Annotated in this window: 17 protein-coding genes; 5 read left to right on the top strand and 12 right to left on the bottom strand. The window is 41.6% G+C overall.

Annotated features, from left to right (window positions below; all coding sequences use genetic code 11):
- Positions 1 to 69: 69 nt before the first annotated feature.
- Complete coding sequence (locus PN457_RS18420; protein WP_417006608.1) at positions 70 to 195, bottom strand: hypothetical protein; 126 nt, start codon at positions 193 to 195, stop codon at positions 70 to 72.
- Positions 196 to 816: 621 nt separating this feature from the next.
- On the opposite strand from PN457_RS18420, the gene PN457_RS13760 reads away from it, so the two are divergent.
- Positions 817 to 1,440, top strand: a complete 624-nt coding sequence (locus tag PN457_RS13760; RefSeq protein ID WP_271733934.1) for a glutathione S-transferase family protein — start codon at positions 817 to 819, stop codon at positions 1,438 to 1,440.
- A gap of 42 nt (positions 1,441 to 1,482) precedes the next feature.
- Here the strand turns inward: PN457_RS13760 and PN457_RS13755 are convergent, their stop codons facing one another.
- Positions 1,483 to 1,710 (bottom strand): DUF167 domain-containing protein, encoded by a 228-nt coding sequence (locus PN457_RS13755; protein WP_271733933.1) that lies wholly within the window; start codon positions 1,708 to 1,710, stop codon positions 1,483 to 1,485.
- 185 nt (positions 1,711 to 1,895) lie between these two features.
- Complete coding sequence (locus PN457_RS13750) at positions 1,896 to 2,444, bottom strand: DUF2231 domain-containing protein (RefSeq protein WP_271733932.1); 549 nt, start codon at positions 2,442 to 2,444, stop codon at positions 1,896 to 1,898.
- A 545-nt stretch (positions 2,445 to 2,989) separates the two neighbouring features.
- On the opposite strand from PN457_RS13750, the gene PN457_RS13745 reads away from it, so the two are divergent.
- A complete protein-coding gene (locus PN457_RS13745) occupies positions 2,990 to 4,045 on the top strand; it encodes a hemerythrin domain-containing protein (RefSeq protein WP_271733931.1) in 1,056 nt (351 codons plus the stop codon).
- A gap of 110 nt (positions 4,046 to 4,155) precedes the next feature.
- Here the strand turns inward: PN457_RS13745 and PN457_RS13740 are convergent, their stop codons facing one another.
- The 6 genes from PN457_RS13740 to rph all read right to left on the bottom strand — a co-directional run bounded on the left by PN457_RS13740 (position 4,156) and on the right by rph (position 11,279).
- Positions 4,156 to 5,337, bottom strand: coding sequence for a M20 family metallopeptidase (locus PN457_RS13740; protein WP_271733930.1), 1,182 nt, complete (start codon positions 5,335 to 5,337; stop codon positions 4,156 to 4,158).
- 596 nt (positions 5,338 to 5,933) lie between these two features.
- The gene (locus PN457_RS13735; RefSeq protein WP_271733929.1) at positions 5,934 to 7,694 is read right to left on the bottom strand and encodes a serine/threonine protein kinase; all 1,761 of its coding nucleotides are present in this window, start codon (positions 7,692 to 7,694) and stop codon (positions 5,934 to 5,936) included.
- A gap of 42 nt (positions 7,695 to 7,736) precedes the next feature.
- Positions 7,737 to 8,480, bottom strand: a complete 744-nt coding sequence (locus tag PN457_RS13730) for a M50 family metallopeptidase (RefSeq protein ID WP_271733928.1) — start codon at positions 8,478 to 8,480, stop codon at positions 7,737 to 7,739.
- An 84-nt stretch (positions 8,481 to 8,564) separates the two neighbouring features.
- Positions 8,565 to 9,416, bottom strand: a complete 852-nt coding sequence (locus PN457_RS13725; protein WP_271733927.1) for an FHA domain-containing protein — start codon at positions 9,414 to 9,416, stop codon at positions 8,565 to 8,567.
- A gap of 213 nt (positions 9,417 to 9,629) precedes the next feature.
- The gene (gene pgl, locus PN457_RS13720) at positions 9,630 to 10,352 is read right to left on the bottom strand and encodes a 6-phosphogluconolactonase (RefSeq protein WP_271733926.1); all 723 of its coding nucleotides are present in this window, start codon (positions 10,350 to 10,352) and stop codon (positions 9,630 to 9,632) included.
- Positions 10,353 to 10,535: 183 nt separating this feature from the next.
- Complete coding sequence (gene rph, locus PN457_RS13715) at positions 10,536 to 11,279, bottom strand: ribonuclease PH (RefSeq protein ID WP_271733925.1); 744 nt, start codon at positions 11,277 to 11,279, stop codon at positions 10,536 to 10,538.
- Between the two features lie 260 nt (positions 11,280 to 11,539).
- Between rph and PN457_RS13710 the strand changes: the two genes are divergently transcribed.
- Both PN457_RS13710 and dcd read left to right on the top strand, forming a co-directional pair.
- Positions 11,540 to 12,076 carry a P-loop NTPase family protein gene (locus tag PN457_RS13710; RefSeq protein WP_271733924.1) on the top strand — a complete coding sequence of 179 codons (537 nt, stop codon included), beginning with the start codon at positions 11,540 to 11,542 and terminating at the stop codon, positions 12,074 to 12,076.
- Positions 12,077 to 12,162: 86 nt separating this feature from the next.
- On the top strand, positions 12,163 to 12,744 hold the full coding sequence (dcd, locus tag PN457_RS13705) for a dCTP deaminase (protein ID WP_271733923.1): 582 nt from the start codon (positions 12,163 to 12,165) through the stop codon (positions 12,742 to 12,744).
- Positions 12,745 to 12,812: 68 nt separating this feature from the next.
- Here the strand turns inward: dcd and PN457_RS13700 are convergent, their stop codons facing one another.
- Both PN457_RS13700 and PN457_RS13695 read right to left on the bottom strand, forming a co-directional pair.
- Positions 12,813 to 13,172, bottom strand: a complete 360-nt coding sequence (locus PN457_RS13700) for a pentapeptide repeat-containing protein (protein ID WP_271733922.1) — start codon at positions 13,170 to 13,172, stop codon at positions 12,813 to 12,815.
- Between the two features lie 15 nt (positions 13,173 to 13,187).
- Positions 13,188 to 13,460 carry a GlsB/YeaQ/YmgE family stress response membrane protein gene (locus PN457_RS13695; RefSeq protein WP_271733921.1) on the bottom strand — a complete coding sequence of 91 codons (273 nt, stop codon included), beginning with the start codon at positions 13,458 to 13,460 and terminating at the stop codon, positions 13,188 to 13,190.
- A gap of 241 nt (positions 13,461 to 13,701) precedes the next feature.
- Between PN457_RS13695 and PN457_RS13690 the strand changes: the two genes are divergently transcribed.
- On the top strand, positions 13,702 to 14,937 hold the full coding sequence (locus PN457_RS13690; protein WP_271733920.1) for an LL-diaminopimelate aminotransferase: 1,236 nt from the start codon (positions 13,702 to 13,704) through the stop codon (positions 14,935 to 14,937).
- A 127-nt stretch (positions 14,938 to 15,064) separates the two neighbouring features.
- Here the strand turns inward: PN457_RS13690 and PN457_RS13685 are convergent, their stop codons facing one another.
- A complete protein-coding gene (locus tag PN457_RS13685) occupies positions 15,065 to 15,592 on the bottom strand; it encodes an RloB family protein (protein WP_271733952.1) in 528 nt (175 codons plus the stop codon).
- Positions 15,593 to 15,740: the final 148 nt, after the last annotated feature.

The raw sequence follows: 15,740 nt of genomic DNA, 5'->3' as shown, positions 1-15,740 counted from the left end.
AGTGGGTGATCTTCACTCACAGGAATGATACACTCAGCATAATTATGTCGAGAATTGTTCACCAAGCTATTAACTGGGTAGCCAGTCATTACTTGAACTTGATATGGACACAATAGCTGCTGTAGTGTTTGGCGGTGTTGCCATTTGGGGATTTAAGCACAAATCGTCATCTTGTGGAGCCAAAATAACCGGCATACGATGATGAATTGGTTGGACTAATTCATTACCTGCCGTTGTTAAAATTGTACAAGATTTAATTTACTCGCCTTGGCAGTTCTCCTGTGGAGGTTGCCATACTTCCCAGAAACCAGCCAAGGCTCGGTGCTTGAATACTGAGCTTACCCTGGTTTTTCCTTAACTTTTTCTACCCTAGCATTGATAAGCTTCACACCCATTTGGTGAATTTTCGCCCAAGCAGATATTCAGCCCCCATTTAACTGCTGCAATTCACGCTTGTGAGTTTCAGGATTATTTAGTACAGTTGCCACTTTTTGCGTAACTGCAATGTTATATTGAGCAACTAAATCTCGAATTTTATCTAACCGAAATCACGAAATTAAAGCCGCTGATGACTGATTTAAAGTAAATATTCCCTAGATAGTTTTATCTTACTCCACTGAATAAAATCGCAATTTTAAACACCAGCATTAAATAATACTATCATTTCTGTTATTTGTGGTTTTTTTATATAATTTAATCAGATGTGAATATGCTGCATATTCACAATATATATCCTGTTTTTCCAACTTTGTTTCGTAATATATTGTATTTTAGTGCATCACTTATTTTGATATTGATTGTTATATTCTTATTCACATGAAAATTCTCAAACTGTATGATTTCTTACCATCTGGTAATAGCTACAAAGTGCGACTTTTATTAACACAAATGGGTATGCCATTTGAGACAGTAACCATTGACATTTTGAAAGGAGAGTCTCGCACACCGGAATTTTTAAGTAAGAATCCTAACGGGAAAATACCAGTTTTAGAAATTGATACTGGTAAGTATTTGGCAGAATCAAATGCTATATTAATGTATTTGAGTGAAGGTACAGAATTTTTACCATATGATCGCTTTTTCAGAGCACAAGTATTGCAATGGTTATTTTTTGAACAATCTAGTCATCAACCTTTTATCGCTAAATCAAGATTTTGGCTCTCTATTTTAGGTAAACCTGAGGAATATCGCACAGCTATAGAACAACAACGTGACGCTGGGTATGCAGCACTAAAGGTTATGGAAAATCATTTGATGACTCATGAGTTTTTTGTGAGCGATCGTTATACAATTGCCGACATTGCCTTGTTTGCTTATACTCATGTGGCACATGAAGGAGGTTTTGATTTGACAAATTTCCCCGGTATCAAAGCGTGGATCAAACGAGTAAAATCTCAATCTAGATATATTCCCATTACACAAGATATCAATATTGAATAGAAAACTCACTGGTAGATTGTACTAGATATAACAATAAAGCAATTAATTATCTGTATCAATTTCAATCAGCTTTTGCCGAGAGGATAAACCAGATTTAATACTAATCCGAGATTTTGATACCTTAAACTTTTCCGCTAAGAGTTTAATTAATTCCTCATTTGCTTTACCATCTACTGGGGGTGACTTTAATTTGACAGTCAAACTCCCGTCACTTTGTTCTTCAATTTTTTGTTCTTTACAATTAGGTTTAACTTTAACTCTTCTTTGCATATCCCATTATTGTTAGTTATATATCCTATTTATAATATATAGTTACAAGTCCTGTTTCCTGATGGCGAGCAAAATAGCCAAGATGAGAGCTGACAAACCTTGAGGAGTGATTGAATTCAGAATCTCTCTGTATTTAGACCCAGAAGTGTGAGGAGGATTAGTTATTAACCCTCCATCACAAAGAACTAGGGATATCTTCTGCTACCAGCACCTACTACACCAATTTTGTGCCGATAGGAAAGTTCAGCCCCAAACCAACCAGTGATACTTGTGAGCGTACCCACAACTAGGGACAGGAAGAATCCCCAAGGTAATATTCGGGCTTCAGCATCGCCCAGACGTAAAATTAAGTTGATGGATGTTAACGCTAAAATAGTGACATTAAGAAATAAGTGCATCCAGCCGGCGGTGCGCTTGCGAACACGTTCAATTTTCAAAAAGTCACTCATCCCTGTGATGGCGGCGATGAGTCCTCCTATAAGTCCGAGTCCAATTAACCATAGTGAAGCTCTGGCCCAGAAAAAATCCTTAGTTAACCAATAGGCGAAGTCACTCCCCAGTCCGCCAGCTAAAAAGGCTATGGGAAAAATCATTGTTAGGGGGTGTAAAGGATGTCCAGCGATCGCCACTGTGCTAGGTACACCGCTATCTTGATACTCTCTGTTGTCGCTTTCAATAATTGGTGGGATATTTGGAAATGGTGTGGAATTGGATTCTGTTCCTGTACTTTCCATGATTTATTATCCTATTTTTAGCTAAAAGAAATTTGTTGAATATGAGCCGCTATATGTAAGGTTAATTTCTCGGATTTGATGTTTATTGAGTGAGAAGTTATGAAAATAACTTCATCCCCAACATCAAAATTAATTCTCTGGCTTGGTTAAATGTCTGAATATACCTATCCATTAGGATGCTCTAGTATTATTGGAGAAAATCTATTTCAGTATCCTTGAGTCAATTTATAAAAATTGCCAAAAATTTTTATCTTCCCTGTGGGGTATTTACAGCTATACAGTTATATTTCCCCAAGTATAATTCTAATCTTTTTGTATATATATAGCAATCCTAAATGATTCATGAACAATTTCTGTTCCCTGTTCCCTGTTCCCTGTTCCCTTTCCTCAATCATAATTTCTCAAGTCAAATAGGATGACTATATCTGATTTTTATATCTTGAGTTGTGAAGGCGATCATTCAAAAGAAAGATGTAACTTACATAAATTATATGTCACTCTTAGACAGAGTAATAATACGAAATAATTTCAGAGGAGAACTGGAGATGGTAACGACATTAGATGATACCAAACGAAATGCTATCGGCATAAAATTGGCAAGTATGCAACTAATTCAACAGTTGCTTATAGAAAATGAGCAACTGTTTTTGACGCAATCAACAGATGTGGAAATATCTGAACGTCTCCGGAAGATGCTAGAAGATGACCAGAAAAATCAAGGGGTTCTGGAAACTACAATTATTCAGTATGGCATCCGAAAAGAACCAGAACCAATGGTTCAAGAAATGTGTAATCAAGTCCGGGAATTAATGCAGGGATCTCAATTGAGTTTTTATGAAAAAATATTTCAACATGAATTATTAAAACATCAACAGGTAATGTGTGGTGTACTGATTCACAAGGCGGCTCAAAAGGTTGGTGCTGATGTCATGGCCGCCATTAGCCCTTTGAATACGGTTAACTTTGAAAACCGCGCTCACCAAGAACAACTCAAAGGTTTTTTAGAGGTTTTAGGTGTGCGTGAACTGACTGGACAAAATGCAGATCAAGGGATTTGGGGACGAGTTCAAGATGCGATCGCAGCCTTTAGTGGTGCGGTAGGTAGCGCGGTTACCCAAACCAGTGACAAAAAAGATATGAATATCCAGGATGTTATCCGCATGGATCACAATAAGGTGAATATCCTGTTTACAGAATTACTACAAAGCAACGATCCCCAAAAGATTCAGGAGTATTTTGGTCAAGCTTACAAAGACCTGACGACTCATACCGAAGCTGAACAGGAAGTTGTTTACCCCAGAGTACGTTCTTTCTATGGTGACTCCGACACCCAAGAACTTTATGATGAACATGCTCACATAAAACGGCTGTTAGAAGAAATCCGCGCTATTAATCCCTCAGATGCGGAATTTAAAGATAGAGTCAGAAATTTGATGGATATTGTCGGCGATCATATTCGTCAAGAAGAAACCACAATGTTTGCTGCTATTCGTAATAACTTGAGTACTGAACAAACTGAGCAACTGGCGACACAATTTAAAGCCGCTAAAAGCAAAATTCAAGCAAGATTGGGGGGTAGTACAACCGGAGCGAATGTTTAGCTAAGTCGCCCTCATTCATTGATGAAGGTGATTAAAAGGATTTGAAACCCACTTGCGTGGGTTTTACTATGTTGGGGTATGTCCGGGTACAGGCTGTTTTTGTTGCAGTTTTATCTTTTTTGGCAATACTTATAAGCAGCATAAGCCATCGTTACAACCCCGGTGATAATCGCTGATTCATCGACTTCAAATTCTGGATGGTGTAGTGGGTGATTAATAATTCTATCTTTGTAGCCTACACCTAAGCGAAACATCGAACCGGGAGCGTGTTCTAAATAGACAGAGAAGTCTTCAGCACCTAGAGAAGGCTCAGGTAAAACTTGGACGCGATCGCTACTCCAGGCTTCCTCAGCTGAAGATTGCAACAATTGGGTAATGGCATAATCATTCTGCACACTAGGGACACCTTGACGATAATTAACTTGATAACGCGCCCCAAAAGAATGGCAGACATTCGCCACAATATTTTCAATCCAGTTGGGGAGTTGACTCCGGGTTTCCGGATGTAGCGATCGCACTGTTCCCAACAACTGTACTTGGTCAGCAATCACATTTGGCGCTCTCCCCCCCGTAATTTTCCCTATACTCAAAACCACAGGACGTAGAGGATTCTGTGTGCGGCTAATAGCTTGTTGTAACGCAGTAATCACCTGTGAAGCAATCCAAATTGCATCAATGGCTTCATGGGGACGCGCCCCATGGCCTGATTCTCCCATAATGATAATTTCTAAATCATCAGCCGCAGCCGTCAACGCACCGTAACGTACACCAATAGATCCTGCGGGGATAGAGGGGAAAACATGAACACCTAATATAGCCGTCACCTGGGACATTGCGCCGTCCTTGACCATCCAGGTTGCGCCTTGAGCAATTTCCTCAGCGGGCTGAAATAAAAACCGCACTTTAGCGCCCAATTCCTCGGCTATTTCGGAGAGCACCATTGCTGTTCCTAAACCCACTGTGGTATGAACATCATGACCGCAAGCGTGCATCACACCTTGTACACGGGAAGCATAATCTAAATTTGTCCGTTCTTGAATTGGCAAAGCATCCATATCAGTACGAATTGCCAATAAACGCTCATCTATTCCAGTATTTTGTAGTTCTCCCATCACCCCAGTTTTACCAATTCCCTCCTCTACATGGAGACCACTAGAAGACAACACACCAGCCACAAAGGCAGATGTTTGGTATTCCTGACCGCTGACTTCTGGGTGAGAGTGGATATGGCGACGAATTTCAATTAAGCGGGGCGCTAATGTTGCGACTAAGTCTTTAATACGGGTTAGCATTACTCTATTTTATGTGACAGGCTTTGTTTCCATCATAGAGAAGTGTTCCCGAACAAAATGCTTTTCCTCTACAGCTACAATCTGAGGATAGGGTTGTCTAACATGAGGACTAAACTGTCATTAAATATACTAATTTTCACTAGAACACAAATGTAACCTATTGATCAAGAAACTATAAAAATCTCAGAAATTTACTTCAAGGACTATACAAAATTGGATTTAGGCTTTAAAACATTCATCTATTTATCTTATTATCGAAAAAATGGGTTTAAAACCCCGTTGTTCTACGACGGCTTTTTTGATTCTTGGAAAAAAACTTGCCTAAAAAACAACAAAAAGCTAAAATGCAATAGTCGGCTTGGGGCATCGGCACGACTTTAAATGGACAGGGAGTGACTATAAGACTGCTTCGGCAGCGAGTTACTGTGAACTGTCAAGAATCACTGATATTCAAGATCGGTGAGTATGTCAATCTAAGGCACTATACTGAAATCCTTATAGAGTACCACATATGTGATACCCCTGGCTTTCTTTTCGTTTCGGCTAGGGGTATCTTGTTTTAGGCGTGGGCAAAATCCCATCTCTACCCCACCCCGTTAACGCCACCCCAACCAGCGCAAACCGGGGACAATCAGGTAATAACTCACCCCTAACCAAAAGCTCATTAACAGACCTACCAAACTCAAAAAAACAATGGGCAGGTATGATGTTAAAAAGATGGACTGACCAGAAAATTCAAAAACAGTAGTTGGGAAACCAAAAATAATTAACAGTGCAAAGACAATTGCAGTACCCAATGTAGCCACCACAGCATGAACTATGTGATGGCTGCGAAAGTCTATACTCAAGGTCAATAGAAAAACCGCAACTAAAATTACTGTCAATAGTCCTTCACCGCTATCTTTGGGTGTGATGAATTGCCAAACTAACCAACTAAACCCATAGCTGATCATACCCATGAGCGATGCTACTAAAAACCGTTTTCGTTGACCAAAACATCCCGAGATGGTTAGTCCCCATGCGGTTCCCCAACCGGCGCCAACAAACACTATCATTTCTGTGGCTACCATAGCTTGAGTATTAGTTACTAATTCCGGTAGCTGACGCAAAATATATTCTGAAACTTCCTCGCCTAATACCGTACGACCAGCTACAAAGAAACCAATAATCGTACCTAGGCAAGTACCAAGGCTAGTTAGTAGCATAGCCCAAATTGTCGCCCCACAAGCTTGTAAAACCTTGAGAATTGCTTGCGCTATCAAAACAATTGTTTTACCTATGGCATTGGTGAGATGATTGAATAGATTCTTAATGGCCTGTATTAAAAGTATAAACTTAGCGGCAAGTTTTGCTGCTCCTTGCTCCACAGATTCCTGGATGTGGGAAAATAAGCTAGTCCCGGAAGATTGGTGGATAATCTTATTTAATCTTTTCTGAATAATTCCTGCATTTCCTGGACGCGATCGCACATCTTCTAGTACCATTTCATCTAGTAAATCTGCCAGTTGCGGATTAACTTTTATCTGATCTCGCCACCGCAGCACACCAGTTTGAGGATCTCGTAATTCCAGCGGATGCTTACCCGTAAGTAATTCAATCATCGTTTGACCAAGGGCATAAAAATCAGCCCCAGGACTAATATTACTACCGGTCACCTGTTCTGGGGGACTGTAACCAGAAGAATATAACTTAGTTGAACTGGACTCTCGACGTACCTTAGCGGTGTTAAATTGTTTGACCCCGCCGAAATCAATCAATACCAGTTCTTCCTTGCTTCCCCCCGGAGTCAGGGTAACAGTGGGGGAGGAAGTTCGTAACATCAAATTAGAAGGTTTGATGTCGCGATGAATAATCTGGAGTTTGTGCAGTTCCTGTAAAATATTTATAGCCTGAGAAAGCCAAGTTAACACCAAATCCTCTGGACATCCTTGAGGAGAATTTTGTTGTAGTACCTGTTCCAAAGTCAACCCGTTAATTTTTTCCATCACCAGACAAGCTAGTTGACGCGGTTTAGAATTGGGTACATTGACTTGAAAATAACCATCAGATTCTACCCTGGGAATACCCGGATGCCGCAACTTAATTAAAACCTCGGCCTCTTGTCTAAACAATTCCAGTGCTTTTGGTGAATTTTCTACCAAAACTTTGAGTACTTTTTCCGTCTGGGTCTTCTGATCCCAAACTGTGTAAATTTGGGCGAATCCTCCCGCGACCAAGGGTTGCAGAGGCACATAACGGTCTAACATCCGTAGCAGTGTGCCACACCTGTTACAAAAGTTATTGCCCCAAGGTTGAGGATAAGGACGTTTACATTCAGGATTTATGCAGTGAACCGCATTCTTAGTGATGTCGGGCACATTTGCTATAATAAATACAGAGACTGAATTGATTTTAACCCATTACTGCCCACGATAGGCAATGCGCAGGCTTTGGAATAGAATCACCAGAGAGGCGATCGCCATCAACCCGCCCCAAAACCAGTAAGGTAAAAGCAGATACCTTTGCATTTGTCCCGTATCAGAAATTCCTAATGATCCGGCACTGTAGCTAAATAAATAATTCAGTTGGTGGTACGTACTGACACAAGCTTGTACGCCCAGAAATTGAATAGCAAATCCCTGTACCCACTGGGGAGCTTTCAGGGATATTCCCAGAATAATTAAACCCAATATGGGAACCGCCAGCAATCCAAACCCAGAACCCACCCAAAGTAATGTGGAAAGTAACAGAACGCTACTCAGTATCTTTAAGCTCAGGGAAGCAGTGGTAAAATTACGGGAAGCCAGAATCAAACCAGCACCGGCAATAGGTGGACCCATGGGACCGGCGGCGGCGACTAAAGCCGGTCCAATTGGCCATAGAGCTTGGGAGATGCTATAACTAGCAACGCCGGAACCATTACTAAAAATTTGTAATTGATGAAACCGTCCTCCCAACAGCATAGCCATCAATCCGTGACCCATTTCGTGGAACCAAGTTGCCAGGATACTAAAAGGGTATAAAATATAATCACCTGCCGGAACTTGCCATAACAGGATAGTCACTATCGCTGCTGAAATTAGCCAAGTTAGTCCCATAGGTTCTACTACGGGCGGAGCAACGCGTGTCAGCTTTGGTAAAAAATCTTTTCCTGGTTCCTTCATAGGTAAATTTTGGTAAACATCCGTCCCTGGTTTGATGTGGATAATTTGCTCATCCGAGAACAGTTCTCGGATGGCAAAAATCAGTTAGGCAAGTTGAAATAGAAACGTGACTAAATCTCCCTTACCCAGACTGATGCGATCGCCTGGTCTGAGGCGGTGTCGGTTACCGGGTAATAGGGGCGAGTTATTAATGTAAGTCCCATTAGAACTTCCCACATCTTCTATGTAGTGAAAATCTCCCTCAACGCGAATATCTGCATGTATCCGCGAGACAATTTCCGAATTGGAAAATCCCGAAACATCAATATCTGGGGGAATCCGGTCATTGGGTTTGCCGATATGAATCACAGATAGACCTTGTGGTAATTCAATTTCGCGATCGCTCTGGACGTGGAATAACCGTGCAGTTACCTGCTGTAGTTGCGTCATAGAAGGGTATGGCACGGGTGCGGGTGCGGGTGCGGTTACCACGGGTGCGGGTGCGGTTACCACGGGTGCGGGTGCGGGTACCACGGGTGCGGGTGCGGGTACCACGGGTGCGGGTGCGGGTACCACGGGTGCGGGTTCGGGTACCACGGGTGCGGGTTCGGGTACAGCTGTTGAAATTATCGTTGGTGGTAGGGGTGAAATAACCGGCTGATTGGTGTTGGGGTCTGGGTTAGTTCCCAAAGCATCAGGTTGTGAAACTTCTAAAGGGGGATCAGGCTGTACTAACTGCGGTACTTCTACTGGGATGTTGGGAATTGCCACAGATGCGGGGGTAGCTGCTCCATTAGAATGCAGGTTATAACCGCATTGACCGCAGAAAGCAGCATCAGCCTGGACAGTTGCGCCACAGTTGGGACAGTGACCAATGGTTGGTAACGGCGTATAACAGGCTTCACACTGGACAGCGCCGTCTGGATTGGGGTGATTGCAATTAGGACAGACGATCATCGATTTAGGTCCTTGTTCAAGATCATCGTAAGATACTCTTCGTAAACATACAAAACACTGTAGACACCAAAATTCTGGAACAGTGTCACACAGAAAAGCGGCCAGGAACAAGCCTGAATCTCCCGGCGATTAGAGATTCGCTCAGGAAAAAACTCTAGCTTGTGATGGTAATCATTACTCCTGATGGGAAAGTCAATCTGGGAGTTCTCATAGCTAGCGTGGTAGAGCCATACCTGCTGCTGCATCCAGCAACCACCACAGTTCGCCTTGGGGTTTAATCAAGCGGGATGGATAAGTAAAATCATCAGCCACAGGGGCGAAGACTTGAGCTAGAGCTGGTCGTTTATTAGCACCAGCAACCATAAAAATCACACTGCGAGCAGCGTTAATAAATGGGTATGTGAAGGTTATGCGGGGGTTTCCGTCTTTGTTACCCACTGTAATCAAGCGGTCATGGACTTTTAAAGCCGCAGTCTGGGGAAACAAAGAAGCGGTATGTGCATCATCACCCATTCCTAGTAATATCACATCTAAAGCGGGAAACTCGTTGGCGGGAGAATGGAAAAATTCTCGCAGATGCTGTTCATGTTTGGTGGCTGATAGGGCTGGATCTCCGTCTAAAGTGGGTATAGCGTGAATATTAGTGGCAGGGATATCAACATGATCTAACCACGCACGCCGCGCCATCAGTTCATTGCTATCAGGATGATCTGGGGGTACATAACGTTCGTCTCCCCAAAAGACATGAATTTTATCCCAAGGGAGTTTTTGACTAGCTATCGCTTCGTACAATGGCTTCGGTGTACTACCACCAGCTAGGGCGATGGTAAATTGTCCGCGTTCCTTAATGGCGGTTGACAACTTGGATAGAATCAAGTCTAGCGATCGCGCCACTAAGTCGGAAATACCCGGAAGAACTTCAACCTTGTTATTCATAGTTTAATCATCATATCGCCCACTTCTGTGCAATACCATAACTAATTTATGACCATTGCCCTTTTTAACTTTTGAAACTTTTAAGGAATTCCCACGGAATTTCCCATTTGCCATGGGATGGGCTACTTAAGCTGTACAGGGACAAAGGCTGATCACCTTATACGCAGGCGGTTAATTACATCTCTAGTTGACTGGTAACAGTTGATCCCAGTCTGAGATTGCCTCTTTCTGAAATATTAACAGTTGCTGAATGCCTTTTTCCGCAAAATCTAGTAGGTGATTTAACTGAGTCCGACTATAACTGCCTTCTTCTGCTGTGCCCTGAATCTCAATTATACCCAGATCTTGGTTCATAACCACATTAAAATCTACTGTTGCTGCCACATCCTCAATATAGTTTAAATCTAAATAAGGCTCGCCTTGCAATAAACCCACGGATATTGCTGCTACTTGTCCAGATAAAGGCGATCGCTCTAATACACCTTGCTGCAACAATTGAGAAACTGCATGAGCTAAAGCCACAAACCCCCCTGTAATCGCTGCTGTTCTAGTTCCAGCATCGGCTTGTAAGACATCAGCATCCACAGTCAGGGTTCTTTCTCCCAAGGCCTCAAAATCAATTGCTCCTCGTAGGCTACGTCCAATTAAACGTTGAATTTCCTGAGTTCGTCCAGACAATTTCAACAATTCCCGAGCTTGCCGTTCTTGTGTGGCAGAAGGCAACATTCTATACTCTGATGTCAACCAACCTTTGCCAGTTCCCGCTAAAAACTTAGGCACACCTTCACTCACACTGACCGTACACAGTACCTGAGTGTCTCCAAATTTTGTGAGGACTGAACCGGGAGCAAAGCGGGTAAAACCCCCATGAAAACTGATAGGACGGACTTGATAGGGTTGTCGACCATCGGGGCGTTGCCAAACCATGAGAATTACCTCAGAAATTTTATACAGACTATACTGCCTATGGCTACGCCCCGCAAGGTATCAGATTAGCAGATACAATCTTTCATGGTCAAAATCTTTTATATTTTAGTGCGTTGATAGGAGTTTTAACTTTGTATAAACACAGAAGAAATCGAACTCATCCCAGTCCTTTTTTTTCTAGTAATTACTATAATTATCCCAGTAGATTTTACTAATGTGTGTAAAATTTTCTAATTCTTTGCTATTTTTTTAACTGATTTATGATTGCCCAATTAGAAACTCCCAGCGCCAGTTCAACCCTGAGCTTACCCTATCCAGTGGCAGGATTAGTGCAAGTTTTTACTAGTAAAAAACGTATTTTTTTTACTAGTGTCATAGCCCAAGCCCTGAGAATCGCAGGTCAAGGTACACCAGTATTAGTAGTACAATTTCTCAAAGGTGGTATTCGTCAAGGTCAAGAGCGCCCCATTCAATTAGGGCAAAATTTAGATTGGATTCGCTGTGATGTCCCCCGCTGTATCGACACACCCCATCTAGACCTTGCGGAAGGGGAAGCTTTACAAAAGTTGTGGCAATATACGCAAAAAATAGTAAGTGCGGGTAAATATTCTCTTGTGGTTTTAGATGAATTAAGTTTAGCAATTAATTTTGGCTTAATTCCCGAAACCGAGGTTTTACAATTTCTCGCACAACGCCCGGCTCATGTTGATATTATCCTTACAGGAACAGAGATGCCAAAATCCCTGTTAGATGTAGCAGACCAAATTACCGAAATCCGTCGTAGTCATCGACCTTAACCTGATACCCCAGGCTTATCCACGCATCCAAGAGGTAAGCGAAATGATTGTTGATGTTTGTAGATTTATTTACACAGAGGTCAAACGTGCTAAAAAATGATAAATGGATTATCGAACAAGCCAAACTAGGAATGATTTCTCCATTTGAAAATTCTCTAGTGCGCCAGGTTGAAGATAGGCGAGTCATTAGTTATGGCTTGTCTAGCTATGGCTATGATTTAAGATTGGCTCCCACAGATTTTCGTATTTTTAGACACATTCCAGGTACTATTGTTAATCCTAAGCGGTTTAACCCTGAGAACCTAGAATCGATTCCACTACAAACCGATGAAGATGGATCATTTTTTATTATTCCCGCCAACTCTTACGCCTTGGGTGTATCCCTGGAAAGATTGCGGATTCCTCCGAACATCACAGTTATTTGTATCGGAAAATCAACTATGGCGCGTTGCGGGATTATTGCTAACATAACTCCCGCTGAAGCCTCATGGGAAGGTTTCTTAACTCTGGAATTTAGCAATGCTTCTAGTGCTGACTGTCGCATCTACGCTAATGAGGGCGTGTTGCAGCTCCTATTTTTGGAAGGTGAACCATGTCAAACAACCTACGCGGAACGCTTTGGTAAGTATCAAAATCAAGCCCAAACTGTAACCATTGCCAAGGTTTAGTTTCCACAATTACCGCTCAAAAATTCACAATTTTTGAGCAGGAATCAAAATTGAGTAATATTTAATATTTAGTCGGAGATAGTGCCATCCGGAAGGATAGCATTACGAAAATTCGCTCCTTCCAGGTTGGCGTTGGTCAAATTTGCTGCTCTTAAATTAGCACGATCTAAATCGGCTTTGTGCAGGTTGGCTCCTTCCAAGTTAGCGCCTTCTAAATTTGCAGATGTCAGATAGGTTGTACTTAAATCGGCATTACTCAGATTTGCGGCTTCTAGATGTGCTTTATGGAGATTGGCTTTACTGAGATTGGCACCGCTAAGATCAACTTGATTTAAGATTAATCCACCTAGATTAGCCCTGCTTAAATCTACCTGTGTAAAATCTCGTTCTCCTGCAGCGTAACGTCGCAGAAAATTATCTACGTCCATATGTACCTCAATTACTTATGCAGCACGGCGAGAAGTTAACAAGTTCCACAATAAAATAGCAATAATTGAGCCAATTATTGCTAAGATAATGCCTGCAGCACTAAGAGTAGGAGCCGCTAGAGCAAATCTACCTGTGGCAAAGAATATACCAAGGCTACCACCAATAAAAGCACCGATAATACCCAGTAAGATTGTTCCTAAAATGCCGCCACCTTGATGTCCCGGGTAAATCGCTTTAGCAATAGCTCCAGCAATTAGACCTAAAGCAATCCAAGCAAGAATGTTCATGATTATTAATTTAGTAACTATTATTACTTACAGACATAGGTTAACAATTCAACCCTGGGCATTAAATCTGTCATCAGAACTAATTATTGAGAGCTTCAAGAGAGTATTTGCTTGAGTAGCACTTCTTTTGGTCTATACCTGTTTGGGTAAAACAACCAGATGAGACCTAGAGAGATTTTGGCGCAGCTTTACAAAAAAACAGATAAGCTATTTTATCTAGGCTAATTGTTTAAACTTTACTATGGCAACAATTAACGACAACTATCTGAAGCTGAAAGCTGGTTACTTGTTTCCCGAAATTGCTCGGCGGGTGAATACCTTTGCTCAAGCAAATCCTGATGCGAAAATTATCCGCTTGGGTATTGGTGATGTTACTGAACCTCTACCAGAAGCCTGTCGCACGGCTATGATCGCAGCTGTGGCAGAAATGGGCGATCGCGCTACTTTTAAAGGCTATGGCCCAGAACAAGGTTATGCTTGGCTGCGAGAAAAGATTGCCGCTCAAGATTTTCAAGCCAGAGGGGCTGATATAGATGCCTCAGAAATCTTTATCTCTGATGGTTCTAAGTGCGATACAGGCAACATTCTCGACATTTTTGGCAAAAATAACATTATTGCAGTTACAGACCCTGTATACCCCGTCTATGTGGACACTAATGTTATGGCTGGTAATACCGGGGATGCTAACGATCAAGGGGAATTTGCGGGTTTAGTGTATCTGCCGATTTCGGCTGAAAATAACTTCACAGCTGAGATTCCCTCCCAGAAAGTCGATTTAATTTATCTGTGTTTCCCCAATAATCCTACTGGAGCAACTGCGACCAAGGAACATCTCCAAGCATGGGTAGACTATGCGAGGGCCCATAACTCAATTATTTTCTTTGATGCTGCTTACGAAGCTTATATCACTGATCCGACCATTCCTCACTCAATATATGAAATTGAAGGCGCAAGGGAATGTGCTATTGAGTTTCGTTCTTTCTCTAAGAATGCAGGTTTTACAGGAACCCGTTGCGCGTTAACTGTTGTACCCAAGACTCTAACCGCTAAAGCTGCTGATGGTTCGGATGTGGAATTGTGGAAGTTGTGGAACCGTCGCCAATCCACTAAGTTTAATGGGGTTTCCTACATCATCCAACGGGGTGCTGAAGCTGTATACTCTCAAGCAGGACAAGCACAGATTCAGGCATTGGTAAGTTTTTACCTAGAAAATGCCAAAATTATTCGTGAGCAACTTTCTGGCGCAGGTTTGGCTGTATATGGTGGGATCAATGCTCCTTATGTTTGGGTGAAGACCCCCAATGATTTATCTAGTTGGGACTTTTTTGATAAGCTGCTACAGACTGTAAATGTGGTGGGTACCCCTGGTTCTGGTTTTGGTGCTGCGGGTGAGGGTTATTTCCGCATTTCGGCTTTTAATAGTCGGGAAAATGTGGAGGAAGCTATGAAGCGTATTACTCAGAAGTTTAAGCTGTAAAAGTTTGTGGTGGGCAATGCCCACCTGATCTAAAATATCATCAGGTTAACAGTCATAATATGGGGTTAAATATTTGAATATATTAGGCAAACTTCCAGGTTTAAGTTTAGCGTTAAATGCTGACGCTTTATGGGATGAATTGGTTTAATTCTTTAACTAGAAGATGTACTGTTGTAGAAGGATTATCACTTTCTGGGTTGGGTGGATTATATTGTTTGAGAAGATTTTCAGCATTTTTAATGGCAGTATTTTGTAAATGTTCTATTTGTTCATAAATTTTATTACTGTTTTTATTATATTGTTGATTCAGGTGCGTTTTTAATTTCTTAATATAATCTTCTCTGGTAATTCCGGTATCAAGAAATTCAAAATGTAAAACATACCATAATTCAAAAGCTTCATTAGAATAAGCAACTTTAAATCCTACTCTTTCAGCATTTGCTATTGCATTGTTAAAATCTTGTTTTGGCGAATCATCTCGGTCAAATACACACCAAACTTGGTCATATTCTCCTTTATTTTCAGTATTCAATTCTTGCGCTTTTTCTACTATTTTACTTGGATTATAGCCCAATCCTCGCACATCAATTACATCTTTCCGAACACGAAAAGATTTAAAGTAGTTTGGTTCAGTTTCTTCACCCTCACAGACAATTAAAAATTTTTGGTTCTTCAGTACCTAATATGCTAAATTGTTTTGATAAAATCCGAAAAGGCTTACCGTATAAGGGAAATAATGTTGGTTATTGAAGAAAATGCCTGAATATTCCTTCTTAATCTCTGTTCCCTGTTCCCTGTTCCCT

The sequence above is a fragment of the Anabaenopsis arnoldii genome (genome assembly GCF_028331025.1).
GTDB classification, from domain to species: domain Bacteria; phylum Cyanobacteriota; class Cyanobacteriia; order Cyanobacteriales; family Nostocaceae; genus Anabaenopsis; species Anabaenopsis arnoldii.
The sequence above is the reverse complement of the archived record's forward strand: the minus strand, read 5'-3'. Positions and strand labels throughout refer to the sequence as shown.